We start from the raw sequence: 26,979 nt of genomic DNA, 5'->3' as shown, positions 1-26,979 counted from the left end.
ACAGTCATGACCACAGCTTCGCGCGACGACGGCGCCGCTCCCGACATCCACACCACGGCCGGCAAGCTCGCTGATCTGCGCAACCGCATCGAAGAAGCCAAGCACCCGGTGGGTGAGGCGGCCGTGGAGAAGACGCACGCGCGTGGCAAGCTCACGGCCCGCGAGCGGATCACCCACCTGCTCGACGAGGGTTCGTTCGTCGAACTCGACGCACTCGCCAAGCATCGCAGCACCAACTTCGGGCTCGCCGAACGCCGCCCGACCGGCGACGGCGTGGTGTCCGGTTACGGCACCATCGACGGTCGCGAGGTCTGCATCTTCAGCCAGGATTCGACGGTGTTCGGCGGCAGCCTCGGCGAGGTCTACGGCGAGAAGATCGTCAAGGTCATGGACCTCGCGGTCAAGACCGGCCGGCCGCTCATCGGTATCAACGACGGCGCGGGTGCGCGCATCCAGGAGGGCGTCGTCTCGCTCGGCCTGTACGGCGAGATCTTCCACCGCAACGTGCGGGCGTCGGGCGTGATCCCGCAGATCTCACTGATCATGGGTGCCGCCGCCGGTGGTCACGTCTACTCCCCCGCGCTGACCGACTTCGTGGTGATGGTCGATCAGACCAGCCAGATGTTCATCACCGGCCCGGACGTGATCAAGACGGTGACCGGTGAAGAGGTCACCATGGAGGAGCTCGGCGGTGCGCACACGCACATGTCCAAGTCGGGCACCGCGAGCTATGTGGCCTCTGACGAGGAGGACGCCCTCGAGTACGTCAAGGAGCTGCTCGGTTACCTGCCGAGCAACAACCGGGCCGATGCGCCGCGGCTGCCGGTGGCGCAGCCGGCGGCCGGCTCGATCGAGGACACCCTCACCGAGGAGGACCTCGAACTCGACACGCTGATCCCGGATTCGCCGAACCAGCCGTACGACATGCACGAGGTCATCCGCCGGATTCTCGACGACGACGAGTTCCTCGAGGTGCAGGCGGAGTACGCGACCAACATCATCGTCGGTTTCGGCCGGGTGGACGGCCGCAGCGTCGGGATCGTCGCCAATCAGCCGACCCAGTTCGCCGGCTGTCTCGACATCAACGCCTCGGAGAAGGCGGCCCGCTTCGTCCGGACCTGCGACGCCTTCAACATCCCGATCGTCACCCTGGTGGACGTACCCGGCTTCCTGCCGGGCACCGACCAGGAATACAACGGCATCATCCGCCGCGGTGCGAAGCTGCTCTACGCCTACGGCGAGGCCACGGTCGGCAAGATCACCATCATCACCCGCAAGGCCTACGGCGGCGCCTATGACGTCATGGGTTCCAAGCACATGGGTGCCGATGTGAACCTGGCCTGGCCGACCGCCCAGATCGCGGTCATGGGTGCCTCCGGCGCCGTCGGCTTCGTCTACCGCGGCCGGCTCAAGGACGCGGCGGCAAACGGCGAAGACGTCGACAGCTTGCGCCTCGAACTGCAGCAGGAGTACGAGGACACTCTGGTGAACCCGTATGTGGCGGCCGAACGCGGCTATGTCGACGCCGTCATCCCACCCAGCCACACCCGGGGTCAGGTGGCGACCGCGCTCAAGCTCCTCGAACGCAAGATGGTCACCCTGCCGCCCAAGAAGCACGGGAACATCCCGCTGTGAGCGCCGGCGACGAGAATGCGGCCGTGAGCGACGAGAAGCGGCCGTTCCTGCAGATCATCCGGGGTAACCCGTCCGACGAGGAGATCGCCGTGCTGACGGCCCTCATCGCCGGGGCGGCGGCCGGCTCGGGCAACACCTCACCGGAGCCGCGCAACGAATGGGGCCGCGCGATCGATCGGCTCCGTCCGCAGTGGGGTTCGCCGTCGAGTTTCACCAACCTGCGCTACTGACCACGGTGTCCCCGGACGGACCGGTGTTCGTGCTGGCGTCGGCCTCCCCCGCACGGCTGCGGGTGTTGCGGGCTGCCGGCGTCGACCCCGTGGTGCAGGTTTCCGACGTCGACGAGGATGCGATCCTCGACGCCCTGCCCGCCGCCACCCCGGCGACCGAGGTGGTGTCGGCGCTGGCACGGGCCAAGGCCGAATCCGTCGCGGCAACCCCGGAGATCGCTGCGCTCGCCGACCGGTCCGCGCCGGTGGTGCTGATCGGTTGCGATTCGATGCTGCACCTCGGGGATCGGCTCCTGGGCAAACCGCATACCCCCGAGCGCGCGCTGGAACAGTGGCGCGAGATGCGTGGTGCGCAAGCGGATCTGCTGACCGGCCATCACTTGATGCGACTCGACGGCGGCTCCGGCGCCCACGCCACGGGCACATCGTCGACGACGGTGCGTTTCGCCGACGCCACCGACGAGGTGATCCGGCAGTATGTGGCCAGCGGTGAACCGCTGGGTGTGGCCGGGGCGTTCACCCTCGACGGGCTCGGTGGTTGGCTGGTGGCCGGGATCGACGGCGATCCGTCGTCGGTGATCGGGATCGGGCTTCCGCTGGTCCGTGGGCTGATCGAGCGAGTCGGTCTGAGCGTCACCGATTTCTGGCACTGAGGTCGCCGCCGCGGGCGTCTCCGCCGGTGCTCGGCACCGATCCCGTGCCCGGTTCAGGACCCGAACTTCTCCGGCCAGTATCGGGACAGACAATCCACTGGCTGACCCTGCCGGTTGAGTTGCGGCCCCGTCAATCCGACGGTCAGCGCCCTCGCCCGCTCGGTGATGGTGCCGTGGCCCTGATTGGGTCCCGGATCACCGATGATCGGCAACAACGCCGCGACCTGCAGAATATCCTTGGGCGACAATGCATCTCGCTGAAACACGGTGGCCGCCCAGTTTCCGGCGAGACAGTCGGCGATCAGCTCGCTGTTGTTGCCGCGTGGTTCCTGGCTCTCCGGGATGTCGAGTACGTCGGCGATCCGGTAGACGATGTTGTGTCCGTATTCGTGGGCCACCACGATCGCCGCGGTGAAGTCACCGACGAAGGGTGACGGGACGCCGAAGACGTTGCCCTGCCAGATCTTCTGGAAGGTCTGCACCGGCAGCACGACGGTGCCCTTGGCGGGTTGGCCGGATCCGTTGGGCGCCACGTCCACCGGGCAGAAGAAGGCATTCGCCAGGTTCGACGGGATCTGCGCCTCGCTCTCGTCGTCGATGCACTCGGTGCGGAAGGTGGTGCCCGGCTCGATCAGCTTGCGGCCCGGATCCGGGCTGCCCCAATCGAGTTCGCCGAACCACCCACCCCACGTCTGGTCGAGATCGTTGAACAGACCGGTGAGATAGGCGGGGACGGCGGTGTCGGCGTTGCTGTCGGTGACGCCGCTCTTCATCACCTCCGCCGACGGTGTGGGGAGTTTGGGGCACGCGGTCACTGTGCACGTGCCCGGATCGGTGGGAGTGGAGGTGGTACTCGATCCCGACGGTTGGCCGCTTCGCGTCGAGGACGCCGTGCCGGTCGACGACCGGTCCGCGTTGTCGTCGGAGGTCGACCCGGAACATCCGGCCATCAGGGCCATCGACACGACCGCGACCACAACCACCAACCAGCGCGTGATGGGCGTTCGCCCCGCAGGATTCATGGCAAGAACTTACCAAGAGTCCCGGCGGATCAACTGCCGAAAACCTCCGGCCAGTACTGGGTGAGGCAATCGATGGGCTGGCCCGGCCGGCCGGGCAGGCCGAAGCCCCGCTGGATCGCCAGCCCCCGCTGCGTCGAGGTGCCGTGTCCCTGGCCCGGCATCGGATCACCGATCGCCTCGATGAGTGACACGGCCTGGCGCAGATCGTCGGGCCGCAACAGGTGCGCACGCAGTGCAGTGGCCGCCCAATTGCCGGCGAAGCAGTCCGCGAGCAGTTCGGTGTTGTCGCCGTGCGTCTCTCGGCTCTCCGAGAGGTTTCCGCGCTGCACGATCCGGAACATCACGTTGTGGCCGTACTCATGCGCGGCGACCATCGCGGCAGCGAATTCCCCGGAACCGAGCTGGGCAGGCCGGCCGACGATCTCGCCGTGCCAGAAGTTGACGAAGGTCTGCACGGGCAGGACCACCGACCCGATGCGGGTCACCCCGGCACCGTTGGGGGCCGAATCGCGCGTGCAGAAGTACGCATTGGGCTCGTCCGAGGGAACGACGTGCGGATTCCCGTCGTCGTCGACACATCGGGAGGTGAAGGCGGTTCCCGGTTGGATCAGGACCCGCCCGGGTGTTGCGTCGCCCCACTGCAATTCGGCGAACCATCGACCCCACAACTCGTCGAGATCGGTGATCGCCTCGTCGAGAAACCGCGTCACCCTGACCGCGTCGGCGTTCTCCGGGGTCACCTGTCCGCGCATGAGATTGCCCGACGAGCCGTCGAGGTCGGGACACCCGGATGAGGTGCACGCACCGGGGACCGGAGCGCCGGGCGGGGCACTCGTGGTCGTCCTCGGGGAGGTCGAGGTCGTCGACGCCATGGGGGTCGAGGATCGAGTGGCCGACGAGCCGGTGGAGTCGGTCGTGTCGTCGTCGTTGCTGCCACAACCCGCGAGCACCATCGCGGTCACCGCGATCAATACGACCACCCAGCGTGTTTCCGCCCGGCGTCCCCCCGCCCGTCGCGTCACGGTCCGCTCACCCCGATGGATCATGTGAAGCAATGTAATGGCGTGGACTGGTGTGGCGACCGGTGTGTCGACGACGCGAATGACAGGCCGTTGTGCCCTCGGACATGCCCCGGCCCGGTTCGGAGCACTAGTGTTGACGCGGGACACGGTCCACGACGGTGACAGGTCGCGGTGCGGTCCCCGAGACGAGACAGTCGTACCGAACAGTTCGACGGGAGCTGGAGAACCAGACGTGAGTGTTGAAACCGACCCGAACCCGGCCTTTGCCGAGTACGCCCATCCCGAGCGCCTGGTGAGCACCCAGTGGCTCTCGGCCCACCTCGGCGCCAAGGGCCTCAAGATCGTCGAATCCGACGAGGACGTCCTGCTCTACGACATCGGCCACATCCCCACCGCGCAGAAGATCGACTGGCATCTGCATCTCAACGATCCGGTGACGCGTGACTACATCAACGGCGAGCAGTTCGCGGAGTTGATGCGCAGCAAGGGAATCGAGCGCGACGACACCATCGTCATCTATGGCGACAAGAGCAACTGGTGGGCCGCGTACGCGCTTTGGGTGTTCACCCTCTTCGGCCACGAAGACGTCCGCCTGCTCGACGGCGGACGCGACGCCTGGATGGCCGAGGACCGCGACACCTCCTTCGACGTCCCCGAGTATCCGCGCTCGGATTACCCGGTAGTGGAGCGCGACGACTCCCGCATCCGGGTGTTCGCCGCGGATGTCCTCGCCGCGCTCGGTACCGAGCCGCTGGTCGATGTCCGCTCGCCGCAGGAGTACACCGGCGAACGCACCCACATGCCCGACTATCCCGAGGAAGGCGCGCTGCGCGGCGGTCACATCCCGACTGCGATCTCGATCCCGTGGGCCAAGGCCGCCGCCCCCGACAGCCGGTTCCGGTCGCGCGCCGAACTCGACGAGGTGTACGGCGACCTCGACGCGGACACCCCGACGATCGCGTACTGCCGCATCGGCGAGCGCTCGAGCCACACCTGGTTCGTGCTGACCCATCTGCTCGGGTTCACCGACGTGCGCAACTACGACGGTTCGTGGACCGAGTGGGGCAACGCGGTACGCGTCCCGATCGCCGTCGGCACCGAACCGGGCTCGCCGCCCGGCTCGAACTCCGGTTCAGCACAGCGATGAGCCTGCCGCCCGCTCTCGCCGAGATCGTCGACGACTTCGGCGCTCTCGGCGAATCGGACCGGGTGACGCTGCTGCTCGAGTTCGCCGGCGAGTTGCCGGACCTCCCGGATCATCTTCGCGAAGACGCGATGGAACCGGTCCCCGAGTGCCAGTCGCCGGTGTTCCTGTCGGTCGACGCCGCCGATGCCGCCGAGGTACGCCTCTACTTCAGTGCGCCCCGGGAGGCCCCGACGACCCGCGGGTTCGCGTCGATCCTGCACCAGGGACTCGACGGCGCCCCCGCGGCGGCGATCCTCGACGTGCCCGCCGACTTCTACTACGACCTCGGACTGGGGTCGGTGGTCAGCCCGCTGCGGCTACGCGGGATGGCCGGCATGCTCGGCCGCATCAAGAACCAGGTACGTATCCAGACCGCCGGTGACCCGAACCCCGACACCGGGGCATGAAGTTCGTCCAGATCCGTGACGAGGCACTCGAACCCGGTGGTCTCGTCGAGTGGACGCCCTTCGTACCGGGCGGTCTGGGCGCCTGGGACGCCGATTCCCGGCTGACCTCCCACAATCATGAGCAGCACCTTCGTTCGGCCTTCGAGTACCGCGTGCGCACCCGGCGCGAGGGTGGGCGTGAGTCGTGGCTGGGTCTGACGATCGAGTTCGACGAACCGTTGTCGATCCCGGCGATCCGGTCGGTGCTGACGCAGTGGATCGACCGGCACGAGGTGCTGCGCAGCCACGTCGTCATCAAAGGCCGCGGCCTGCAGCGGCTGACCACCGCGCCGGGCACGGTGAAGCTCAAGATGGGCCGGATCGGCTGGTACAGCGACGCCGGTCCCCTCATGGAGCAGCTCGCCGGTGCCTTCGACCGGGCGACGGCGCCGCTGCAGTGGCCGGCGTACATGTTCGCCACCGTCGGGCGGGAACGGTCCTTCACCCTGCTCTTCGCGGCCGACCACTCTCTGGTGGACGGGTATTCGCTGATCATGGCCCAGCAGGAGCTGGTGACCCTGTACCGCGCGGTGCGCGAACACCGCAGCGCCAACCTGCCCGAGGTCGGCAGCTACGTCGATTTCAGTGCCCAGGAGCGACGACTCGCCGACCAGTCCGGTGCCGATCACCCGGCGGTCGGCGCCTGGGAACGTTTCCTGCGTTCGGGCGCCGGTGGCATGCCGTCACTGCGTTCGGAACTCACTCCCGCCGCGCCGCCGGTGCGCGACCCCGACCCGGTCACCGACGCCCCGCAGGAATCGTTGTGGGGCACCATCCTCGACGACGCCGCCGCCAACCGGTTCACCGCGGTGTGCTCGGAGGCCGGTGGCACCCTCACCGCCGGTGTACTCGCGGCCTTTGCGGTGGTGCATCACCAGCTGACCGGCGACCCGGAATTCCGCTGCGTGCTCCCCCGCCACACCCGCGACGAGGCCCGCTGGCTGACCGCGCTGGGCTGGTTCGTCGCCGTCGCGCCGCTGTGTGTGGACATGTCGGATTCGCCGACCTTCGATCGGGCGGTCGCCCGCACCACCGCCGCCCTCAAACAGGGCCGGGAAGGGGCGTCGCTGCCGTTTCTGCGGGTCGCCGAGCTGATCGGGCACCGCGGGGGGCCGCAGTTCGTGATCTCGTTCATCGACACCCGGTATGCGCCGGGCGCGGGAGCCGCCGACGCCGGACGCGCCAAGGTCATCCGCTCGCACAGCTACGCGCCCGACGAGGTGTACGTGTGGATCAACCGCACCCCGTCGGGGATGCGCTACTCGGCCCGCTTCCCCCGCGAATCCGCGGAGGTGACCCCGGCCGGCGGGGAGAGACCGCCGGGCGCGCATGCCGAAGACGGCGATCACATCGATCCGGAGGTCGGCCCGGTACACGCCTACCTGCGCGCTTTCACCGAGTTGGTCCGACGCCTCGGTGACTCGAGCACCTTCGGCTCACCGAAGTGATGTGGGCCTCCACCGAACGATTGCTCGGTGGGCTAGGGTGATTGCCGGAACGTGCGCCGCCTACACTCCAGGTGGCGTATGTCACCTGGCCGATGCCTCTCATCGGGCCGGGTGCACCCACAGACTCACCGATGTCCGCCACGCCGGTGTCGTGCCGTCACGGCGCAGCACCCAGCACGAGTAAGGCCCAGGAGAACAAGTGCCAGCCACGAATTCCGTCATCACCAAGGTCCTCATCGCCAACCGTGGCGAGATCGCCGTCCGCGTCATCCGCGCGGCCCGCGATGCCGGCCTGCCCAGCGTCGCCGTGTATGCCGAGCCGGATGCGGACGCGCAGTTCGTGAAGCTCGCCGATGAGGCGTTCGCGCTGGGCGGGCAGACCTCGGCGGAGTCCTACCTCGTGTTCGACAAGATCCTCGACGCGGCGGCACGCTCCGGCGCGAACGCGATCCACCCGGGGTACGGCTTCCTGTCGGAGAACGCCGACTTCGCCCAGGCCGTCATCGACGCCGGGCTCATCTGGATCGGCCCGTCGCCGCAGTCCATTCGCGACCTCGGCGACAAGGTGACCGCGCGCCACATCGCGCTCAAGGCCGACGCGCCGATGGCGCCGGGCACCAAGGACCCCGTCAAGAACGCCGACGAGGTGGTCGCCTTCGCCGAGGAGCACGGCGTCCCGGTCGCCATCAAGGCCGCCTTCGGTGGCGGTGGACGCGGCATGAAGGTCGCCTACACCATCGAGGAGATCCCGCACCTGTTCGAGTCGGCCACCCGCGAGGCCATCGCTGCCTTCGGTCGCGGCGAGTGCTTCGTCGAGCGCTACCTCGACAAGGCCCGACACGTCGAGGCGCAGGTCATCGCCGACCAGCACGGCAACGTGGTGGTCGCCGGGACCCGCGACTGCTCGTTGCAGCGTCGTTTCCAGAAGCTCGTGGAAGAGGCTCCCGCCCCCTTCCTCACCGATGAGCAGCGCGCCAAGATCCACTCCTCGGCCAAGGCCATCTGCCGCGAAGCGGGCTACTACGGCGCCGGCACCGTCGAGTTCCTCGTCGGCAGCGACGGTCTGGTGTCGTTCCTCGAGGTCAACACCCGCCTGCAGGTCGAACACCCGGTCACCGAGGAGACCGCGGGCATCGACCTGGTGCGTCAGCAGTTCCGCATCGCCAACGGCGAGAAGCTGGAGTTCTCCGAGGACCCGGCACCGCGCGGGCACTCCTTCGAGTTCCGCATCAACGGCGAGGACGCCGGCCGCAACTTCCTGCCGGCCCCCGGCCCCATCACCGTGTACAAGGAGCCGAGCGGCCCGGGCGTGCGCGTGGACTCCGGTGTCGTGCAGGGCGATGTCATCGGCGGACAGTTCGACTCGATGCTGGCCAAGCTGATCGTCACCGGCGAGACCCGCGAGCAGGCGCTCGAGCGGTCGCGTCGCGCATTGGCAGAGTTCCAGGTCGAGGGTCTGGCCACGGTCATCCCGTTCCATCGCCACATCGTCGAGAACCCGGCCTTCCACGGCCATGTCGACGAGAACGGCGTGGAGCGCTTCGACATCTACACCAAGTGGATCGAGACCGACTGGGAGAACCCGATCGAGCCGTACACCGGTGGCGAGCCGATCGAGGAGGACGACGCCGCACCGCGCCAGAAGGTCGTGGTGGAGGTCGGCGGCCGTCGCGTCGAGGTGTCGCTGCCCGGTGATCTCGCGCTGGGCGGCGGTGGCGGCGCTTCCAACGGCGTGGTCCGCCGCAAGCCCAAGGCCCGCTCGCGCAAGAAGGGTGGCGGCGCGGCCGTATCCGGCGACGCCGTGGCGGCCCCGATGCAGGGCACCGTCGTCAAGGTCGCCGTCGAGGAGGGCCAGGAGGTCGCCGCGGGCGAGCTCGTCGTGGTCCTCGAGGCCATGAAGATGGAGAACCCGGTCACCGCGCACAAGGACGGCGTGGTCACCGGACTCGCCGTCGAGGCCGGTGCCGCGGTCACCCAGGGCACGGTTCTCCTCGAGTTGAAGTAGCTCGCCCTGCAACCTGTCGAGATCAACGCCGGGAGTTGGTATCTGCGTGCGCTTCGTGCGGACGACCGGATCACCGACGTCCCGGCGTTGCTCGATCTCGGCGTCCACGACCCGGTCGCCTACGTCACGACGACCGATCGCGACTGGGCCGACGAGCGAGCTTTCGTCTGGGCCGTCTGCGTCCCGACGACAGGCGAGCTGATCGCGCTCATCGGTGTGGAGCGTGACGGTGTCGAACCTGACGGTGTCGAACGTGCCGGGGACGCGGGTCGGCTGTGGGGCCGGGCACGCGCCGGCTACGACGACGCACTCGAGGTCGCCGTCGGCCCGGTCACCCGGTTCGCCGAAGGCGCGCTGGGCTTGACCGTCTTGCCGATCTCCTGACGGGCGATCCGCTGTTTCACACCGCCTTGACGCCGGACCATCCCGGACTCGGTGCCATCACCGGCCACGGGGCGTGGCCGTGGGTCGGCGTCCGGCGCACAAGCCCCTCGGGAGTCGAAGCCGCGCACGCATTCTCATCAGCGGTGGGGGTCGGATAGATGGCCGCGAAGTCGAATCGTGGGACGTACCAGCCGCCGAAGACGTCACCGTCGGGGGTCCGCTGGGTCCCGCTCATCCCGGCCGGCGGGGTGGCCCCGACGCGTCGGATGTCGATCTCCACCGGGCGCACCTCGTCGAGCGTCGACGACCACGTGGCATCGTTCTCCCGGATGGATCGATAACCGTAGCGGCACAACACGATTCGGGTACGTTCACCGTCGTCGACGCGGCGCAGCCCGGTGAAGAAGACGGTACCCACCCCGGGTCGCTGCGCCGAGACGGCGGACGGGTATGCGGTGACCATCTGATCGATGTTCGACGGCGCGGCGTCGGCGAATCCCGGATAACCCCACGTGACCGACCGGCCGGCGTTGGCGAGTTCGAAGGACTCCACGAAGGCCCGGACGAAGGTTCCCTCGGACCCGCCGAGGTCGAAGACCTGACCGGGGACCCACCGGAAGGTGGTGTCGAACTCGGCCGGGATGCGGGCGTTCGCCGTCGACGACGCGGTGACGGGTGCGCCGGCATCGGTCCGTGCGGAGCACGCGGCGAGCAGCAGAACCGCGAGACCGGCAGCGATCAGGGCGGCGACACCACCACGCTGTGTCTGCGTCACGGCCTTCACCTCGCGGCCCGGCCCCCGGACTTCTCGCCTCCCACCTGCACCCTAAGCACCGGCGTGGGTGCGCCGCTCCGGCGACGTGCACCGGAACGGCGACGAGAAGGAAACGAAACGGGAACGACGGAGTGCGGGCCTAACCCACTTCGGTGTGTTCCGGCCGGATCACGCGGAGCCCCTCGTCGGCACCCCCCTCGTGGAAGTCACCGTCGTGGAAGTCGCGCTGCCGGATGAGGACCGCGGTGATCACGGCGGCCACCAGCGCCACGCAGGCGGCGATCGCGAGGATCTGATCGAGTCCGGCCACGTATCCCTGCGCCGCCTCGGCCAGCACCTGAGCGCGCATCGGACCCGGCACCGACTGAAGGACCCCGGCGACATCACCGGCCGCCAGCGAATCACCGATCTCCCGGGCCCGGCCCCCGAGCGGGCCACCGGCCAGGGCGTCGGTGACGACATCGGAGTACCGCGCCGCGAGCAGGCTGCCCAGCAGGGCGACGCCGGTCGCGATGCCGATCTGCCGGAAGGTCGAGTTGATGCCCGATGCCATCCCGGCACGCGCCTGTTCCACGACGCCCACCGCGGTCGACGCGAGCGGCGGATTTATCATGCCGGTCCCGACGCCGGCGATGACGAATCCGGGGATGAGTTGCGTCCATCCCCCGGTCGGGTCGGTGCCGCGCAGCAGCCACAGGCCCACCGCGACGAGGACGAAACCGGGTGCGATCAGCCACCGGATTGGCACGATGTCCGAGAGCCGCCCGGCCACACCGGCCGCGACGAAGACGACGCCGGAGAACGGCAGGAACCGCAGGCCGGCCTCCAGCGCCGAGTAGCCCATGATCGACTGCAGATAGATGACCAGGTAGGTCAGCACGGAGAACATCGACGCCGAGATCGCCCACGCCGCGACCAGTCCGCCGTTGAAGGTCGGTACCCGCAGCAACGACGCATCGATCATCGGTTGTGCGACAACACGTTCCACGATGACGAAGGCCACGATCAGTACTGCGGCCAACACCAGCGAACCGGCAACCGTGAGCGAATCCCACCCGTCGGCGTGGCTGCGGATGAGACCGAACACCAGAAAAGCCAGTGCGGCACTGAAACTCACGCAGCCGAGCCAGTCGATGCGGTGGACGCCCGGAGCCTTGGACTCGTCGACACCCCAGATGGTCACGGCGAGCGCCGCGATCCCCACCGGGATGTTGACGTAGAAGATCCAGTGCCAGGAGATGCCACTGGTCAGCAGTCCACCGAGCACCGGGCCGACGGCAACCGATACCCCGGTCACCGCCCCGAAGACGCCGAACGCGACGCCCCGTTCACGCGGCGGGAAGGCCTGTGCCAGAAGGGCGAGCGAGGTGGCGAACATGATCGCCCCGCCCACCCCCTGCACAGCGCGGGCCGTCACCAGGAACTCGATGGTGGGTGCGAGGCCACAGGCAAGCGAGCCCGCGGTGAAGACCACGATGCCGGTGGCGAAGACCACCTTGCGGCCCACGATGTCGGCGATGGTGCCCGAGGTGAGCAGCAATGCGGCCAGGGTCAGTGCGTAGACGTCGATCACCCATTGCAGGCCGGACAGCGACGCACCCAGATCGGCCTGGATGTCGGGCAGGGCCACGTTGACGATGGTGATGTCGAGCAACAGCATGAACACGCCGGTACAGACGGCGGTCAGGGTCAACCACTTCCGGGACATGCGACCTCCTTTTCTGAGTAGAAGCTCAGCAAGTGTCGCATATTCTGAGTGGCAGCTCAATAAGCCATATTCTGAGCAATTCTTCAAGAAGAATTCACCTTCGGTATCGTCACACTTGTGACGCGTCGCGGACGACCCCCCAAGACCAGCCGCGAGGAGATCATCGCCGCAACCCTCGACGTGCTGCGCGAACGCGGCCTCGCTCGCCTCACCACCCGCGAGATCGCTTCGCGGATGGGCATTTCCGAAGGCAGCATCTTCTATCACTTCGGCGATCGCCAGGGCCTGCTGGAGGCGGTCTTCTCGGCCACGCTCCACCCCGTGCTGGAGTTCAAGACAGCACCCCTGCAGGCACCGCCGACCGTTGCCGAACTGCGCAACGGCCTGCTCGCCATCACCGACAACGTCGGCGCCTTCCTCGACGCGGGCCTCGATGTCCTGCTCGCCAGCCAGGCCGACGCCGAACTACGCGACGACCTCTTCGCCGTCATGGCCGAGAACGATCACGGCCCCCATCACAGCATCACGACGATCGCCAACTTCATCCGTGCGGCCCAGGACTCGGGTCTCGTCGATCACGGGGCGGACGCCGACGCACTCGCCTACCTGCTGATCGGATCGGTGTTCCTCCGCTGCACCCAGCCCCGGCTGACCGGCCACGAGAAGGGCCGCGTCGACAACGAGGCCGTCGTCGACACCGTCATGTACGCCCTGGGCGCCCGGGCCGATGCCCAGTCCTAGACGCGCCCAGCCCGCACACCGCGTTCACTCCACGTCGCGATCACGCCCACTCGCCAGATCCCCGCACTCGACGCCGATTACGTCGTTGCGTCGGCGCAGGTACGTCTGCGCGCCCACGTCGCCGCGTAGCACCGCGAGAACCCCCGGTAGATGGTCGGCACCGAGGTAGACCGGATGGGATGGCGCGCCGTCGAATTGCGCACGCACCAGCGCATCGGGACGACCCTGCGCGGCGGCCAGGACACGTGCGACCACATCGGCTCCCACATCGGGCATGTCAACAACCTGTAAAAGAACATTGGCGCTCACCGCCCGCTGACGTGCCGCTCCGATGGCTGCCGACACCGAGGCACTCAATCCGTCCGCCCAGTTCTCGACCACCAGCGCACTCGCGCCACGCGGAACGGCGACCGCGGCGGCCCCCATCGCCACGACGACCTCGTCACACCCGCCGTCGTGCAGTGCCGCCACTGCCGAGCGCAGCCAGTCTCCTTGATGTGCAAGGATTTTCGGCATCCCGAAGCGGCTTCCGGCACCGGCGGCGAGCACCACTCCCAGTACCCGTCCGGACGCTTCGGCACCCCGGCCCGCATGCGGTTCACGCGACGACATCGCACCTCCGATCACCATCCGAGGACATCGTCGGTCCGTCGGATTAACCCTGACGCAATATACGATCCGCCGTCTGGCGAGGTCGCGTCCGTGGGTCCATGATTCCCCCCGTAGCGATCACGGTAGGAGACCAATGACGACCGAAGCCGTCCCGGCAGCCACCCCGAGGAACAAGCGCGTCCACCCCGTCGACCAGGTTCCCCCGGTCGGCAAGATGGTCGCGCTCGGTGCCCAGCACGTCGTCGCGTTCTACGCGGGCGCGGTCCTGGTGCCGTTGCTGATCGCCCGCGCGATCAACCTCGACGACGAAGCGCTGACGATGCTCATCACCGCAGACCTCTTCACGTGCGGCATCGCGTCGCTGCTCCAGGCGGTCGGATTCTGGAAGATCGGCGTGCGTCTGCCGCTCCTGCAGGGCATCACCTTCGCCACCCTCGCGCCGGTGATCAAGATCGCCAACGACAACGCGGGCACCGGCGAACACGCGGCCCGTGTCGGCCTGCAGACCGTGTACGGCGCGGTCATCGCCGCGGGCGTCTTCACGTTCCTCATCGCGCCGTTCTTCGCCAAACTCATCCGGTTCCTGCCGGCCGTGGTGACCGGCACCCTGATCACCATCATCGGCATCTGTCTGCTGCCGATCGGTGCCGGCGACGCGATCAGTGACCCGGCGACCCACGACCACGACCCCGCCAACCCCCGGTGGAACCTCTATGCCCTCGGCACGATCCTGCTGATCGTGTTGATGCAGCGCTTCTTCCGCGGGTTCATGGCGACCATCGCGGTGCTGATGGGACTCGCGGTCGGGACCTTCGTCGCCTGGCTGCTCGGCGACGCGAATTTCAGCAGCGTCGGCGAGGCGAGTTGGGTGGGTTTCACCCCTCCGTTCGCCTTCGGCTGGCCGCGCTTCGACCTGGTGGCGATCGTCTCGCTGATCGTGGTGTTGCTCGTCGTGATCGTCGAATCGACCGGTTCGGTCTTCGCGACCGGTGAGATCGTCGGCAAACGCATCAAGAAGAGCGACATCGCCGCCACCGTCCGCGCGGACGGGTTGGCGACGGTGATCGGCGGCTCGTTCAACTCCTTCCCGTACACCGCGTTCTCCGAGAACGTGGGTCTGGTTCGGCTGACCGGGGTCAAGAGCCGCTGGGTGGTCGCCTGCGCCGGTGTCATCATGATCATCCTCGGCGTACTGCCCAAGCTGGCCAAGATCGTCGAATCGATCCCGGCACCGGTGCTCGGCGGCGCCGCGCTGATCATGTTCGCCACCGTCGCGATCGTCGGCATCCAGACGCTGACCACCGTCGACTTCACCGACCACCGCAACCTCATCATCTCTGCCACCTCCCTGGCGATCGCGCTCTACGTCGAGCACTCGCAGTCGTCACCACCGAGCACGGTGATCGCCAAGGACGGCACCATGGTGGACGTTCCGGCCCTGCCCGGCGTCGATCAGGCGATGCCCAACATCTTCTTGCAGATACCCTTCTCGACCGGCATCACGATGGGTGCGATCTCGGCGATCCTGTTGAACCTTCTGTTCTTCCACATCGCCAAGCGCGGACCCGCGGTTGCCGGCGGTGGGTCGATCACCCTCGACGAGGTCAACACGATGACCAAGGAACAGTTCCGCGACACCTTCGGCGGCGTCGTCCAGCACGTCGACTGGGTCCTCGACCGCGCCTTCGAGCAGCGGCCCTTCGAAGACGTGCACGACCTGCGCAGCGCCTTCCAGGAGGCCATGCTCACCGGCAGCGACGCGCAGCACCTCGAACTGATCCGCGCCTTCCCCGATCTCGGTGCCGAGGACGCCGAGACCGGCGAACTGATCGCCGTCGACCACAAGGGACTGTCCCATCTCGAGGAGACCGAGCACGAGAACGTCGTCAACCTCGCCTCGGCCTACCGCGAGCACTTCGGGTTCCCGCTGGTGATCTGCGCCCGCGAGACCGAACGCTACGACCGCGTCCTGCGGCACGGCTGGTCGCGGATGGACAACGCGGAGACGTCCGAGAAGTCGTTCGCGCTCATCGAGATCGCGAAGATCGCCAACTACCGCTTCGACGACCTCGTGGCCGACGCCAACCCCATCACCTCCGCGCGTTTCAGTCGTCAGCCCGAACTCTCCTAGGCTGAGCGGCATGCGACGAGTCGATTGGCGCGGTATCGACAGTTTCAACGGACTGACGGAGAGACAGGCGATCAGCGCGCTCTACGAATGCTGCAGTTCATCGATCTGGGCGCTGCGGGTGGCCCGGGCCAGACCGTTTCCCGACGAGGAGGCGCTGCTGGAGTACGCGGACCTGATCCTGGCCGAACTCACCGACGCCGACCTCGACGAGGCGTTGGCCGGCCATCCCCGCATCGGTGAACGACCCGACAACCCGTCGTCGAAGCGGGAGCAGTCGGGTGTGGCGGGGGCCGATCCGGCGGTACTGGCGCGGCTGCGCGAACTCAACGAGGCCTACGACGAGAAGTTCGGGCACGTCTACCTCGTATTCGCCAACGGCCGGCCCGCCGATGAACTCCTCGCCATCCTCGAGCAGCGTCTGCGCAATGACCCGGCCACCGAGCGTAGGGTGCTGCGCATGGAACTGGCCAAGATCAACCGGAGCCGCCTGCAGCGCATGCTGGCACCGGCGGGACGTTTCGCCGGCGAGGTCGCCGACGTATGAGCGGGCTGTCCACCCATGTGCTCGACGCGGTGACGGGCGCTCCGGCGGCCGGCGTCGCCGTGGTCCTGCAGGATGCCAGTGGCACCGAATTGTCTTCGGGCGTCACCGATTCCGATGGCCGGATCGGGCAGGTCACCACCGAGGCACTGGTCCCCGGGATCTATCACCTCGTCTTCGACACCGGGAACTGGTTCGCCGACAACGACATCACCGGTTTCTACCCCGAGGTCGACATCTGTTTCGAGATCGACGACCCCGACCGCCACCATCACGTCCCGCTGCTCCTGAGCCCGTTCGCCTACTCGACGTACCGGGGCAGTTGAGCGACTCGCCGCACCCGCTGGCGGGTGGCCGGGCCCCCCACGCGTAGAGTCGAGATGGCGGCGACGAATCTGACGACCGCACGAACTGATTGGACCTCCGGTGAACGCCGATCCCCTCTTCTCTCATCCCGATGCCGCACCGCATACCGATGCCGCGACAACGGCGACCGTCGACCTCGAGTTCTCCGACTCCGACGTCGACTCCTCCTCCACCGGACAGCAATGACCGCCGGGAGCGCGCCGGCGCCCACCCTGGGCCCGACGCGCCTGAGCCTCGCCGCCGACCTATCCGACGTCATCGGCGGTGCGTGGCTGCCCTACACCGACCACATCTCCACCGAACTCGGCGGACTGCAGTCGGCTGCCCGTGAGCGTCTGGGCACCATCACCGGTATCGAGGTCAACTGGCGCAACCTGGGCCGCTATCCCGGTCTGGACTCCGCGCAGGGACCGGAGACGCTGCCGCTGATGTGCATCACCGCCGAGCGCGCCGACGTGACCGTTCTGGTGATCCCGCCGCGCACGGCGTCGACGCTGGCCGCCGAGTTGCTGCGCCAGGCGGGCGGACGCCTCTGGTCGTCGACCTCGGAGCACAGTCATCTGTATCGCGGCGCGCACCGCATCCTGCATCGGGCCGCCGCACAACAGCGCGCCGCCCACCCCGTGCCGGCCTGATCGCCGCGTCGCCCTCCGGGGTACCCGGTCCTGCCGGACGCGCGGCATCCACTATGGTCGGTGGTGCAGTTGGTTCGCCGACCGTGTCGATCATGGAGCCCCTACGACACCGGCCGGCGTCGAGCCCGCCCGTTCGGTGAACGGTCGGGTGAGAGGGAATCCGGTGTGAATCCGGAGCTGTCCCGCAGCGGTATGCCGGAACGACCGCCGTCAACGAGCACTGGACCTGCGGGTCCGGGAAGCGACGGCCAGTAGGAGCCACGTCCATCGACGTCGCACGCCGGTGAGCCCGAAGACCTGCCAGGTGTACCGGACGCGCTGCGTCCGGTGGCTCGCCGCCTCGTGGAATGGGCGCAGGTCGAACTGGCGAATCACGGTGTCTGTACCACCTTTTCGGCGCCGGAGGGGCTTGCTCGACGTACCCATGCAGGGCGGGGAGACCATCCGTCTGTCCTGCAGGAGTACACACATGTCACCACGACCGTTCACCGCGACCGTTCTCGGTACCGCCCGCATCGGACCCGGCCGCGAACTCAAACGTGCCGTCGAAGGATACTGGGCGGGCCGCGTGCCGGCCGCCGACCTCCACACCGTCGCCGCCGATCTGCGGCGCCAGACCTGGACCGAACTCGTTGCGGCCGGGCTTGATTCGGTCCCGGTCAACACCTTCTCGTTCTACGACCACGTCCTCGACACCGCGGTCATGCTCGACGCGCTTCCGCCTCGGGTCGCCGGGGTCACCGATCCGCTCGACCGGTACTTCGCCGCGGCCCGCGGGACCACGGAGATCGCGCCGCTCGAGATGACCAAGTGGTTCGACACCAACTATCACTATCTGGTGCCGGAGATCTCGGCGGCGACCACGTTCCGCCTGCGGCCGGAGAAGATTCTCGCCGAGATCGCCGCGGCCCACGCGCTCGGGATCCCCGCCCGGCCGGTCGTACTCGGCCCGGTCACCTTCCTCACCCTGTGCAAGGCGGTTGACGGTGCGCCCCATCCGATCACGCGTATCGACGACGTCGTACCGGCCTACTTCGAGTTACTCGATCATCTCGTCGACGCCGGCGTGGAATGGGTCCAGTTCGACGAACCGTCACTGGTGACCGATGCCGTCGGCGGTCTACCCGAATTGGCCGGCGCGGTATACACCTGTGCTATTCGGAGTTCGGTGAGGTGATCGGTGCGATCGCCGCCCTCGACGCGGACGTCACCTCGATCGAGGCCGCCCGCTCACACATGGAGGTACTCGACGATCTCAATGCGATCGGCTTCGCCAATGCGGTGGGCCCGGGTGTCTACGACATCCACTCTCCGCGCGTTCCAGGTACCGCCGAGATCGAGAACTCCCTCGCATCGGCACTCAAAGCCGTTGATGCGCAGCGTCTCTGGGTGAATCCGGACTGCGGCCTCAAAACCCGCGACACCGGCGAGGTGGTCGAGTCGCTGCGGAACATGGTCGCCGCCGCGCAGACCATGCGCGAACAGCTCGTCTGATCCGGAGTAGGTAGCACGACACGATCACCGCCGCCCGGGGTTCGGGCGGCGGTGATCGCGCCTCACGCTTCGCGCAACACCTGCGACGGAGCCACCCCGTACTTGGTGCGGAATGCGGCGGCGAACCGACCGGTGTGGGTGAACCCCCATTTCATCGCCGCATCGGTCACCGAGGCCACCGCACCCGAGGTCAGGTCGGCGTGGACGGCGGCGAGCCGGATCTCGGTGAGGCACTCCCGCGGGGTCCGTCCGACGTACTCACGGAAGCCCTCCTGGAGGCGACGGACACTCACGCCGGCGACATCGGCCATGTCGGCGGCCGACCACGGCCGGGCCGGATCGGCCCGTAGCGCGTCGAGTACCCGCGTCACGATGCGCGGCTGCAGCCGGCTCAGATCGGCCGGATCGTCGGGCACGGCGGCGAGCAGGAAGGCATCGGTCAGCGACCCGGCGAGTTGCTGGGCGATGAGCGGATTGGCCAGGAGCGGGTCGTCGGTCGGCTGACCCGCGATGGACTGAACGAGGCGGAACCAGCTCGCCCCCTCCGGTGAGTGCAGATCCAGCTGATCCGGGATGGTGGCGTCGGGTCGCCCCGTGACGCGGCAGAGTTCGTGCTGCAGAAAATCCCGGTCGATCTTGACGCCCACAATCGTGCACGTACTCGACCACCGTGTGATCTCGGCCGGGGTGTCCGGCGGGTTCACCGTGGCCAGCCCGTTGGTGGAGACCACCGCATTACCGCCGACCCGGGTTTCCAGCACACCCCCGAGCGGGACGTTGATGCCGTAGGCGCCCGGATGCTCGGTGTGGATAGCCACCTCCGCCCCCCAGCCGATCCGCGCGATGCGCAGCGGCCCGAGCATGGTAACCGCCACATCGGCGTCGAACGCCGTACTACCCGCCTCCCGCGGATCCAGCGTATGCGGAAAGTAGGCGTCGGAAACCGCTGCCGACGCCGCTTCCCACTCCGGATCCCCCGGAATGGAAAGCCGCTCGACCTGGCCCATCACAACTCCTCACGACTCCACCGCGCATTCCGGATCGCCATCGCGTTCAGCGGATCGAAGTCGGGCCGGTGTCAACCTATGTTCTACATCACATTCTGCCTCATCGAAAGGAGAGGTCATATGGGACACGGTGACACAGAACGTCGGGCCCTACAGAACGTCTTCGGCCAGTTCGCCAGCGGCGTCACTGTCATCACCTGCGCAAACAATGACGGAGAACCGCACGGCGCAACGGTGACAGCCTTCACCGCCGTATCGCTGGAACCCCGCCTCTGCCAGGTGACGCTGACCCGAAAGTCCAAGGCGTGCAACTTCTTGTCCGACGCGCCGTTCGCGGTGAACATCCTCGCGGCCGATCAGCTCGACATCGCAATGCATTTCGCCGGACGCCCGGCGAACCCTGGCCCGGTCTGGGCCGACGGCGCCACCGCACCGGTCCTGTGCGGATCAGCGGCAACCATCAGCTGCGTGCCGTGGCGCAGCTACGACGGTGGCGACCACATCATCTTCATCGGTGAGATCGTTGATGCCGAGTCCAGCGGAAAGTCACCACTTCTCTACTACCGCAGCACTTTCCACGATCTGGGCGAGCCCACCGTCAATTCCCTGTGGACCCTGAGTGCCGACGACCCGCATTCGGGCTGGTTCGACTCGACGACCACGTTCACACCGTTTCACCTCACCGGCGCCGAACAGTCCGCCTGACCGCAAGTCCCGTCCAGCCAAGCATCATTCATCGACACTCGCGATCAATCGATCAGAAAGAGGTATCAATCATGACCACCATCGAACGTCCCGACACCGGCGCGCCGCAGGTGAATCCGGCCGCCGACTCGCCGGCGAACAAGACCGAGAACTTCGCATCACGGCCGATGACCGGCGACGAGTACATCGAGTCGCTGCGCGACGGCCGCGAGATCTGGCTGCACGGTGAGCGCGTCAAGGACGTCACCACCCATCCGGCCTTCCGCAACCCGATCCGGATGACCGCCCGGCTCTACGACTCCATGCACGACCCGGCGACCAAGGACAAGGTCACCACCGCGACCGACACCGGCAACGGGGGCGTCACCATGCCCTTCTTCAAGGCTCCGACCAGCTCCGACGATCTCATCAAGGAACGCGACGCGATCGCCGAGTGGGCGCGGATGACCTACGGCTGGATGGGCCGCTCCCCCGACTACAAGGCCAGCTTCCTGGGCACCCTGCACGCCAACAAGGACCTCTACGCACCTTTCGAGGCCAACGCCGAACGATGGTACCGCGAATCCCAGGAGAAGGTCCTCTACTGGAATCACGCCATCATCAATCCGCCCGTCGACCGCCAGCTGCCGCCCGACGAGGTGGGTGACGTCTTCATGAAGGTGGAGAAGGAGACCGACGCCGGCCTGGTGGTTTCCGGCGCCAAGGTGGTCGCCACCGGATCGGCCATCACCAACTACAACTTCATCGCCCACTACGGCCTGCCGATCAAGAAGAAGGAATTCGCCCTCATCTGCACGGTCCCGATGGACGCACCGGGCATCAAACTGATCTGCCGGTCGTCCTACACCGAGCAGGCCGCCGTGATGGGCAGCCCCTTCGACTACCCACTGTCGAGCCGGATGGACGAGAACGACACCATCTTCGTCTTCGACAAGGTGCTCGTGCCGTGGGAGAACGTCTTCATGTACGGCGACGTCGAGCGCATCAACGCGTTCTTCCCGCAGTCCGGCTTCCTGCCCCGCTTCACCTTCCAGGGCTGCACGCGGCTCGCGGTCAAACTCGACTTCATCGCCGGCCTGTTGATGAAGGCCCTCGACTGCACCGGCTCCGGCGGGTTCCGCGGCGTGCAGACCCGCGTCGGTGAGGTCATCGGCTGGCGCAATCTGTTCTGGACGCTCACCGACGCCATGGCCCACAACCCGGAGCCATGGATCGGCGACACCGTGATCCCCCGACTCGAATACGGGCTCACCTACCGCATGTTCATGATGCAGGGCTACCCGCGGATCAAGGAGATCATCGAGCAGGACGTCGCATCGGGTCTGATCTATCTCCCGTCGAGTGCGGCCGATTTCAAGAGCCCCGACGTCCGGCCGTACCTCGACAAGTACGTTCGTGGCTCCAACGGCATCACCGCCGTCGACCGCGTGAAGGTCATGAAGGCACTGTGGGATTCAATCGGCTCCGAGTTCGGTGGCCGCCACGAGCTCTACGAGCGCAACTACTCCGGCAACCACGAGAACGTGAAGGCCGAGTTGCTCTTCGCCGCCCAGAACCGCGGTGGCGTAGATCAGATGAAGGGTCTCGCCGAGCAGTGCCTGTCCGAGTACGACCTCGACGGCTGGACCGTTCCCGACCTCATCGGCAACGACGACGTCAGCTACTTCGGGAACAAGTAGCCGACCGAGACGGCTCCGGCGGCGGGTGAGTTGCCCCGCCTCGCCGCCGGATGCACGAACTCGCATCGACGGATCTGCGCCCTCCCGCGGTCGCAGATCTGCCGGTGCGAGTTCTCATTTCCGTCGGGGGTTCGACAATTGTGGGTCGTCGACTCTGGGGTGGTGAATTGTGTTGGGGCGCTGACGTTTTCGGGTTGCGGATGGTTTCGACACGTGGCCGCTCGTTCCTCGCGGACACGGCTCAACCAGCAAATGGAGGGCGCGGCTCGTTCCTCGCGGACACACGCCACGACCCCGCGATGCGTAGGGTCGAGTCGTGACGGTCGAATCGGACATCGCTGCGCTCGCCTCCGCATCCCGGGAGCGCGTGGTGATCGGCTTCGCCGGTCCGCCCGGGGCAGGCAAGACCACCCTCGCCCGACGGGTGCTCGCCCACGCCGCCGAGACTCTGGGACCGGATGCGGTCGGCTACCTGCCGATGGACGGCTTCCACCTCTCCGACGACGTCCTCGACGCACTCGGTCGCCGGGACCGCAAGGGTGCACCCGACACCTTCGACGCAGCGGGCTTCGTTGCGCTGTTGCACAGAGTCGTCGCCGCCGAATCCGACGTCTACGCACCGGATTTCGATCACACGATGGGTGAACCCATTGCCGCGCGACTGGTCATCCCCGCATCCGCGCGGCTCGTCGTGGCCGAAGGAAACTACCTCGGACTCGATGAACCGGAGTGGAACATGGTGCGCCCGTTGCTGACCCGCCTCTATTACGTCGACGCCGAGACCGGGGTCCGCCGTCGGCGACTGCTCACCCGCCACATCGCCGCCGGCAAGACTCCCGAGCAGGCGGCGCGGTGGATCGACACCGTCGACGAGCCGAACGCCGCGCGCGTCGCGTCCACCCGGGAAGTCGCAGACGCCGTGATCGACGCGTCAACCGAGACCGGCACCCCACCCGCCGGTTGAACCGGCACGCACGAGCGCAGCGAGAGCGCGCCGATCGCGGCACACCAGCAGACAGGACAGCACCCCGGCCGGCCCCTCAATCCTGCCGGGCCGAGTGGCCGGCGAGGGCACCTACCCGATCTCGATGAGCAGATCCCCCGGTGCCACGGAACTGACCGGTCCGATCGCGACGCGCGCGACCTTGCCGCCGATCGGGGCGGTGATGGTGGCTTCCATCTTCATCGCTTCGATGGTGCCGATCGCCGCGCCGGCGACGATCTCGTCACCCACATCCACCGCGAGTGACACGACCCCCGCGAAGGGTGCGCCGATGTGGTGGGGGTTGGAGCGATCGGCCTTTTCGGCTGCCTCCACCGTCGAGTCGATGGAGCGATCGCGTACCGACACCGGGCGGAGTTGCCCGTTGAGCACGCACATGACCGTGCGCATACCCTTCTCGTCGGGTTCGCTGATGGCCTCGAGACCGATGATGAGATCGACGCCGGGTTCGAGTTCCACCCGGTGTTCTTCGCCGTAGCGCAGTCCGTAGAAGAACTGGTTGGCACTCAATCGTGAGGTGTCACCGTAGGTTTCGAAGTGATCCTCGAAGTCCTTGGTGGGGCCGGGGAAGAGCAGACGATTGAGGGTGACCTGCCGGTCGCGGCCGGGTTTGTCGAGAGCCGCGGAGTCTGCGGCCGAGAGTTCCACCGTCGCACGCGGTTCCGCGCGCCCTTCGAGAGCCAGGGTGCGCAGCGGTTCCGGCCAGCCGCCGGCGGGGTCGCCGAGTTCGCCACGCAGGAATCCGATCACCGAGTCCGGAATGTCGAATGAGGACGGGTCAGAGGCGAATTCGTCGGCCGTGATACCGCGGCCGACCATCGCAAGGGCGAGATCGCCGACCACCTTCGACGACGGGGTCACCTTGATCAGCCTGCCCAGCAGCCGGTCGGCCGCGGCGTAGGCCTGCTCGACGGCCTCGAACCGGTTGCCCAGACCGAGCGCAATGGCCTGTTGCCGCAGATTCGACAACTGGCCGCCCGGGATCTCGTGGGTGTACACGCGTCCCGTGGGCGCCGGCAGACCCGATTCGAACGGGTGATAGACCTTGCGCAGCGCTTCCCAGTACGGCTCCAGGTCGCATACCGCGGCCAGATCGAGTCCGCTGTCGCGCTCGGTGTGCGCGGTGGCGGCGACGATCGCCGACAGTGCCGGCTGACTCGTGGTACCCGCCAGGGCGGCGCTCGCCCCGTCGACGGCCGACGCCCCGGCCTCCCACGCCGCCAGGTACGTGGCCAACTGACCACCCGGCGTGTCATGGGTGTGCACGTGCACCGGCAGTTCGAACTCCTTGACCAGCGCGGAGACCAGCTTGGTGGCCGCCGGGGCGCGCAGCAGACCGGCCATGTCCTTGATGGCCAGCACATGAGCACCCGCGTCGACGATCTGCTCGGCGAGTCGCAGGTAGTAGTCGAGGGTGTAGAGATCCTCGGTCGGATTCGCCAGGTCGCCGGTGTAGCTCATCGCGACCTCGGCGACCGCCGTTCCGGTCTCGCGGACCGCGTCGATGGCCGGACGCATCTGCTCGATGTTGTTGAGCGCGTCGAAGATCCGGAAAATGTCGATACCCACCTCGGTCGCCTCGGCGACGAAAGCGGTGGTCACCTTCGTCGGATACGGGGTGTAGCCGACGGTGTTGGCACCACGCAACAGCATCTGCAGGCAGATGTTGGGAATCGCCTCACGCATCTGTGCCAGTCGATCCCACGGATCCTCCTTGAGGAATCGCAGTGCGACGTCATAGGTTGCCCCGCCCCAACATTCGATGGAGAGCAACTGCGGTGTCGTCGCCGCCACATACGGCGCGACCATCATCAGTCCGCTGGTGCGCACCCGGGTCGCCAGCAGCGACTGGTGAGCGTCGCGGAAGGTGGTGTCGGTGATACCCAACGCCTTTCGGGCGCGCAGGTCCGCGGCGAATCCCTCCGGCCCCAGCTCGGTGAGTCGCTGTTTGGAGCCGGCCGGCGGGTGGGCCAGCACGTCTTTGTCGAGGGTGGGGAGTTTGTCGCGCGGGTACACCGTCGTCGGGCGCTCACCGTGCGGTTTGTTGACCGTCACGTCGGCGAGGTAGGTCAGGATCTTGGTCCCGCGGTCGGCCGAGGAACGCGAGGTCAACAGCCACGGCCGGTCGGCGATGAACGATGTCGTCACCCGCCCCGCCCGAAAATCGGGGTCGTCGAGCACAGCCTGCAGGAACGGGATGTTGGTGGCCACGCCACGAATGCGGAACTCGGCCACCGCACGGCGGGCACGTCGCACAGCAGTGGCGAAATCTCTTCCACGGCAGGTCAATTTGACGAGCATCGAGTCGAAGTGGCCACTGACCTCGGCTCCGAGGACGGCACCGCCGTCGAGCCGCACACCCGCACCACCCGGTGAGCGGTAAGCGGTGATCCGGCCGACGTCGGGCCGGAACTCGTTGGCCGGGTCCTCGGTGGTGATCCGGCACTGCAGCGCCGCCCCACGAATCGCGATGCGGTCCTGGGTCAATCCCAGATCGGCCAGCGATTCGCCGGCGGCGATGCGTAGCTGCGAACCGACCAGGTCGACGTCGGTGATCTCTTCGGTGACCGTGTGCTCGACCTGAATCCGCGGATTCATCTCGATGAACACATGGTTGCCCTGTTCGTCGAGCAGGAACTCCACCGTGCCCGCGCACGAGTAGCCGATGTGGCGGGCGAAGGCCACCGCATCGGCACAGATCCGCTCACGCAGCTCCGGCGACAGATTCGGCGCGGGCGCCAGCTCGATGACCTTCTGATGCCGACGCTGCACACTGCAGTCACGCTCGTAGAGATGGATGACATCGCCGTGGGTGTCGGCGAGGATCTGCACCTCGATGTGGCGGGGATTGACCACCGCCTGCTCCAGGAACACCGTCGGATCGCCGAAGGCCGCCTCGGCTTCCCGGGACGCCGCCCCGATGGCCTCGGCGAGGTCCTCGATACGCGGCACCTGACGCATCCCGCGCCCACCGCCACCGGCCACCGCTTTCACGAAGACGGGGAACCGCATGTCCTCGGCAGCCGCGAGCAGCTCGTCGATGTCCGACGATGGCTCTGAGGATGCCAGCACCGGCAGGCCGGCCGCCTTGGCCGCGGCCACCGCGGTCGCCTTGTTTCCGGTCAGCTCCAGGACATCGGCCGACGGGCCGACGAACGTGATGCCCGCCTGCGCACACGCCGCCGCAAGTCCCTGGTTCTCGGAGAGAAATCCGTACCCCGGATAGATGGCGTCGGCGCCGCAGCGCACCGCGGCGGCCACCACCTCATCGACGGACAGGTAGGCGCGTACCGGATGGCCCGGCCGCCCGATCTGATACGACTCGTCGGCCTTGAGCCGATGCACCGAATTGCGATCCTCATACGGGAAGATCGCTACCGTACGTGCCCCCAATTCGTACGCCGCGCGGAATGCACGGATCGCGATCTCGCCGCGGTTGGCAACCAGAACCTTGTCGAACACTTGACTCTCTCTCGTCGCGTGCGCATGCGCACCGGGGCCGTCCTTGCACTCTTCACCCGCACCGGTCGTGCCGCTTCACACAGATCGAC

The 26,979-nt window shown here is 67.5% G+C and carries 26 protein-coding genes, 1 pseudogene and 1 riboswitch; of the genes and pseudogenes, 20 read left to right on the top strand and 7 right to left on the bottom strand.

Translation table 11 applies throughout. From position 1 onward, the window contains the following. Nucleotides 1–6: 6 nt before the first annotated feature. Genes GBRO_RS09060 through GBRO_RS09050 form a run of 3 tightly spaced genes read left to right on the top strand, consistent with a single transcriptional unit; the run spans nucleotide 7 to nucleotide 2,518 of the window. A complete protein-coding gene (locus GBRO_RS09060) occupies nucleotides 7–1,635 on the top strand; it encodes an acyl-CoA carboxylase subunit beta (RefSeq protein WP_012833658.1) in 1,629 nt (542 codons plus the stop codon). Nucleotides 1,636–1,658: 23 nt separating this feature from the next. Continuing rightward, on the top strand, nucleotides 1,659–1,865 hold the full coding sequence (locus GBRO_RS09055) for an acyl-CoA carboxylase subunit epsilon (RefSeq protein ID WP_041920371.1): 207 nt from the start codon (nucleotides 1,659–1,661) through the stop codon (nucleotides 1,863–1,865). A 5-nt stretch (nucleotides 1,866–1,870) separates the two neighbouring features. Beyond that, nucleotides 1,871–2,518 carry a Maf family protein gene (locus tag GBRO_RS09050; RefSeq protein ID WP_223373853.1) on the top strand — a complete coding sequence of 216 codons (648 nt, stop codon included), beginning with the start codon at nucleotides 1,871–1,873 and terminating at the stop codon, nucleotides 2,516–2,518. 53 nt (nucleotides 2,519–2,571) lie between these two features. Here GBRO_RS09050 and GBRO_RS09045 read toward each other — a convergent pair whose 3' ends face one another. Beyond that, nucleotides 2,572–3,540 carry a neutral zinc metallopeptidase gene (locus GBRO_RS09045; RefSeq protein WP_012833655.1) on the bottom strand — a complete coding sequence of 323 codons (969 nt, stop codon included), beginning with the start codon at nucleotides 3,538–3,540 and terminating at the stop codon, nucleotides 2,572–2,574. 29 nt (nucleotides 3,541–3,569) lie between these two features. Next, nucleotides 3,570–4,292 carry a neutral zinc metallopeptidase gene (locus GBRO_RS09040; protein WP_041919822.1) on the bottom strand — a complete coding sequence of 241 codons (723 nt, stop codon included), beginning with the start codon at nucleotides 4,290–4,292 and terminating at the stop codon, nucleotides 3,570–3,572. Between GBRO_RS09040 and GBRO_RS09035 the strand changes: the two genes are divergently transcribed. The 6 genes from GBRO_RS09035 (at nucleotide 4,291) to GBRO_RS09010 (ending at nucleotide 10,031) form a co-directional block, all read left to right on the top strand. After that, complete coding sequence (locus GBRO_RS09035) at nucleotides 4,291–4,590, top strand: hypothetical protein (protein WP_147290643.1); 300 nt, start codon at nucleotides 4,291–4,293, stop codon at nucleotides 4,588–4,590. The genes GBRO_RS09040 and GBRO_RS09035 overlap by 2 nt on opposite strands. Before the next feature lie 204 nt (nucleotides 4,591–4,794). Beyond that, a complete protein-coding gene (locus GBRO_RS09030) occupies nucleotides 4,795–5,709 on the top strand; it encodes a sulfurtransferase (protein WP_012833653.1) in 915 nt (304 codons plus the stop codon). Further along, on the top strand, nucleotides 5,706–6,155 hold the full coding sequence (locus tag GBRO_RS09025; RefSeq protein ID WP_012833652.1) for a SufE family protein: 450 nt from the start codon (nucleotides 5,706–5,708) through the stop codon (nucleotides 6,153–6,155). Before GBRO_RS09030 ends, GBRO_RS09025 begins: the two co-directional genes overlap by 4 nt. Next, nucleotides 6,152–7,642 carry a condensation domain-containing protein gene (locus GBRO_RS09020; RefSeq protein WP_012833651.1) on the top strand — a complete coding sequence of 497 codons (1,491 nt, stop codon included), beginning with the start codon at nucleotides 6,152–6,154 and terminating at the stop codon, nucleotides 7,640–7,642. Before GBRO_RS09025 ends, GBRO_RS09020 begins: the two co-directional genes overlap by 4 nt. Nucleotides 7,643–7,841: 199 nt before the next feature. After that, nucleotides 7,842–9,647 carry an acetyl/propionyl/methylcrotonyl-CoA carboxylase subunit alpha gene (locus GBRO_RS09015; RefSeq protein WP_012833650.1) on the top strand — a complete coding sequence of 602 codons (1,806 nt, stop codon included), beginning with the start codon at nucleotides 7,842–7,844 and terminating at the stop codon, nucleotides 9,645–9,647. A gap of 6 nt (nucleotides 9,648–9,653) precedes the next feature. After that, the gene (locus GBRO_RS09010) at nucleotides 9,654–10,031 is read left to right on the top strand and encodes a hypothetical protein (protein WP_012833649.1); all 378 of its coding nucleotides are present in this window, start codon (nucleotides 9,654–9,656) and stop codon (nucleotides 10,029–10,031) included. Between the two features lie 16 nt (nucleotides 10,032–10,047). Here the strand turns inward: GBRO_RS09010 and GBRO_RS09005 are convergent, their stop codons facing one another. Further along, entirely contained in the window at nucleotides 10,048–10,806 is a 759-nt protein-coding gene (locus GBRO_RS09005; RefSeq protein WP_012833648.1) for a hypothetical protein, read from the bottom strand. A 139-nt stretch (nucleotides 10,807–10,945) separates the two neighbouring features. Beyond that, entirely contained in the window at nucleotides 10,946–12,514 is a 1,569-nt protein-coding gene (locus GBRO_RS09000) for an MFS transporter (protein ID WP_012833647.1), read from the bottom strand. 117 nt (nucleotides 12,515–12,631) lie between these two features. Here GBRO_RS09000 and GBRO_RS24685 point away from each other — a divergent pair, with 117 nt between their 5' ends. Further along, nucleotides 12,632–13,255 carry a TetR/AcrR family transcriptional regulator gene (locus tag GBRO_RS24685; protein WP_012833646.1) on the top strand — a complete coding sequence of 208 codons (624 nt, stop codon included), beginning with the start codon at nucleotides 12,632–12,634 and terminating at the stop codon, nucleotides 13,253–13,255. Nucleotides 13,256–13,279: 24 nt separating this feature from the next. Here GBRO_RS24685 and GBRO_RS08990 read toward each other — a convergent pair whose 3' ends face one another. Then, a complete protein-coding gene (locus GBRO_RS08990; RefSeq protein WP_012833645.1) occupies nucleotides 13,280–13,867 on the bottom strand; it encodes a nucleotidyltransferase family protein in 588 nt (195 codons plus the stop codon). A 133-nt stretch (nucleotides 13,868–14,000) separates the two neighbouring features. Between GBRO_RS08990 and uraD (GBRO_RS08985) the strand changes: the two genes are divergently transcribed. The 7 genes and pseudogenes from uraD (GBRO_RS08985) to GBRO_RS27695 all read left to right on the top strand — a co-directional run bounded on the left by uraD (GBRO_RS08985) (nucleotide 14,001) and on the right by GBRO_RS27695 (nucleotide 19,034). Then, nucleotides 14,001–15,998 carry a 2-oxo-4-hydroxy-4-carboxy-5-ureidoimidazoline decarboxylase gene (gene uraD / locus GBRO_RS08985; RefSeq protein WP_012833644.1) on the top strand — a complete coding sequence of 666 codons (1,998 nt, stop codon included), beginning with the start codon at nucleotides 14,001–14,003 and terminating at the stop codon, nucleotides 15,996–15,998. A gap of 10 nt (nucleotides 15,999–16,008) precedes the next feature. After that, entirely contained in the window at nucleotides 16,009–16,542 is a 534-nt protein-coding gene (gene uraD, locus GBRO_RS08980) for a 2-oxo-4-hydroxy-4-carboxy-5-ureidoimidazoline decarboxylase (RefSeq protein WP_012833643.1), read from the top strand. Next, the gene (gene uraH, locus GBRO_RS08975; protein WP_012833642.1) at nucleotides 16,539–16,865 is read left to right on the top strand and encodes a hydroxyisourate hydrolase; all 327 of its coding nucleotides are present in this window, start codon (nucleotides 16,539–16,541) and stop codon (nucleotides 16,863–16,865) included. The genes uraD (GBRO_RS08980) and uraH overlap by 4 nt, the downstream gene beginning before the upstream one ends. A gap of 100 nt (nucleotides 16,866–16,965) precedes the next feature. Further along, on the top strand, nucleotides 16,966–17,091 hold the full coding sequence (locus GBRO_RS27375) for a hypothetical protein (RefSeq protein WP_012833641.1): 126 nt from the start codon (nucleotides 16,966–16,968) through the stop codon (nucleotides 17,089–17,091). Then, complete coding sequence (locus GBRO_RS08970) at nucleotides 17,088–17,540, top strand: DUF5994 family protein (protein WP_012833640.1); 453 nt, start codon at nucleotides 17,088–17,090, stop codon at nucleotides 17,538–17,540. The genes GBRO_RS27375 and GBRO_RS08970 overlap by 4 nt, the downstream gene beginning before the upstream one ends. Before the next feature lie 117 nt (nucleotides 17,541–17,657). Further along, a riboswitch (cobalamin riboswitch) is annotated at nucleotides 17,658–17,859 on the top strand. A gap of 150 nt (nucleotides 17,860–18,009) precedes the next feature. Continuing rightward, nucleotides 18,010–18,690: pseudogene (locus GBRO_RS08965) on the top strand (5-methyltetrahydropteroyltriglutamate--homocysteine S-methyltransferase); the annotation flags it as partial. Nucleotides 18,691–18,713: 23 nt separating this feature from the next. Then, a complete protein-coding gene (locus tag GBRO_RS27695; RefSeq protein WP_041919819.1) occupies nucleotides 18,714–19,034 on the top strand; it encodes a hypothetical protein in 321 nt (106 codons plus the stop codon). A 62-nt stretch (nucleotides 19,035–19,096) separates the two neighbouring features. Here GBRO_RS27695 and GBRO_RS08955 read toward each other — a convergent pair whose 3' ends face one another. Beyond that, a complete protein-coding gene (locus tag GBRO_RS08955; protein WP_012833639.1) occupies nucleotides 19,097–20,041 on the bottom strand; it encodes an AraC family transcriptional regulator in 945 nt (314 codons plus the stop codon). A 120-nt stretch (nucleotides 20,042–20,161) separates the two neighbouring features. On the opposite strand from GBRO_RS08955, the gene GBRO_RS08950 reads away from it, so the two are divergent. The 3 genes from GBRO_RS08950 to GBRO_RS08940 all read left to right on the top strand — a co-directional run bounded on the left by GBRO_RS08950 (nucleotide 20,162) and on the right by GBRO_RS08940 (nucleotide 23,389). Further along, on the top strand, nucleotides 20,162–20,746 hold the full coding sequence (locus tag GBRO_RS08950) for a flavin reductase family protein (RefSeq protein WP_012833638.1): 585 nt from the start codon (nucleotides 20,162–20,164) through the stop codon (nucleotides 20,744–20,746). A gap of 71 nt (nucleotides 20,747–20,817) precedes the next feature. Then, nucleotides 20,818–22,425, top strand: a complete 1,608-nt coding sequence (locus tag GBRO_RS08945) for a 4-hydroxyphenylacetate 3-hydroxylase family protein (protein WP_012833637.1) — start codon at nucleotides 20,818–20,820, stop codon at nucleotides 22,423–22,425. Nucleotides 22,426–22,741: 316 nt separating this feature from the next. Continuing rightward, nucleotides 22,742–23,389, top strand: coding sequence for a nucleoside/nucleotide kinase family protein (locus GBRO_RS08940; RefSeq protein WP_012833636.1), 648 nt, complete (start codon nucleotides 22,742–22,744; stop codon nucleotides 23,387–23,389). A 111-nt stretch (nucleotides 23,390–23,500) separates the two neighbouring features. Here the strand turns inward: GBRO_RS08940 and GBRO_RS08935 are convergent, their stop codons facing one another. Beyond that, entirely contained in the window at nucleotides 23,501–26,890 is a 3,390-nt protein-coding gene (locus tag GBRO_RS08935; protein WP_012833635.1) for a pyruvate carboxylase, read from the bottom strand. Between the last annotated feature and the right edge of the window lie 89 nt (nucleotides 26,891–26,979).

Source organism: Gordonia bronchialis DSM 43247, assembly GCF_000024785.1.
Classification (GTDB): Bacteria; Actinomycetota; Actinomycetes; order Mycobacteriales; family Mycobacteriaceae; genus Gordonia; species Gordonia bronchialis.
Note: the sequence above shows the minus strand (reverse complement) of the source record. Positions and strands in the feature narration are given on the sequence as shown.

What these genes read in the sequence shown, in the direction of transcription:
- GBRO_RS09060 (WP_012833658.1), top strand. Translation starts at nt 7, where the DNA reads ATGACCACAGCTTCGCGCGACGACGGCGCCGCTCCCGACATCCACACC.
- GBRO_RS09045 (WP_012833655.1), bottom strand. Translation starts at nt 3,540, where the DNA reads ATGAATCCTGCGGGGCGAACGCCCATCACGCGCTGGTTGGTGGTTGTG.
- GBRO_RS09035 (WP_147290643.1), top strand. Translation starts at nt 4,291, where the DNA reads ATGAGATTGCCCGACGAGCCGTCGAGGTCGGGACACCCGGATGAGGTG.
- GBRO_RS09040 (WP_041919822.1), bottom strand. Translation starts at nt 4,292, where the DNA reads ATGCGCGGACAGGTGACCCCGGAGAACGCCGACGCGGTCAGGGTGACG.
- GBRO_RS09025 (WP_012833652.1), top strand. Translation starts at nt 5,706, where the DNA reads ATGAGCCTGCCGCCCGCTCTCGCCGAGATCGTCGACGACTTCGGCGCT.
- GBRO_RS09020 (WP_012833651.1), top strand. Translation starts at nt 6,152, where the DNA reads ATGAAGTTCGTCCAGATCCGTGACGAGGCACTCGAACCCGGTGGTCTC.
- GBRO_RS09000 (WP_012833647.1), bottom strand. Translation starts at nt 12,514, where the DNA reads ATGTCCCGGAAGTGGTTGACCCTGACCGCCGTCTGTACCGGCGTGTTC.
- GBRO_RS08990 (WP_012833645.1), bottom strand. Translation starts at nt 13,867, where the DNA reads ATGTCGTCGCGTGAACCGCATGCGGGCCGGGGTGCCGAAGCGTCCGGA.
- uraD (WP_012833644.1), top strand. Translation starts at nt 14,001, where the DNA reads ATGACGACCGAAGCCGTCCCGGCAGCCACCCCGAGGAACAAGCGCGTC.
- uraD (WP_012833643.1), top strand. Translation starts at nt 16,009, where the DNA reads ATGCGACGAGTCGATTGGCGCGGTATCGACAGTTTCAACGGACTGACG.
- uraH (WP_012833642.1), top strand. Translation starts at nt 16,539, where the DNA reads ATGAGCGGGCTGTCCACCCATGTGCTCGACGCGGTGACGGGCGCTCCG.
- GBRO_RS08970 (WP_012833640.1), top strand. Translation starts at nt 17,088, where the DNA reads ATGACCGCCGGGAGCGCGCCGGCGCCCACCCTGGGCCCGACGCGCCTG.
- GBRO_RS08955 (WP_012833639.1), bottom strand. Translation starts at nt 20,041, where the DNA reads ATGGGCCAGGTCGAGCGGCTTTCCATTCCGGGGGATCCGGAGTGGGAA.
- GBRO_RS08950 (WP_012833638.1), top strand. Translation starts at nt 20,162, where the DNA reads ATGGGACACGGTGACACAGAACGTCGGGCCCTACAGAACGTCTTCGGC.
- GBRO_RS08945 (WP_012833637.1), top strand. Translation starts at nt 20,818, where the DNA reads ATGACCACCATCGAACGTCCCGACACCGGCGCGCCGCAGGTGAATCCG.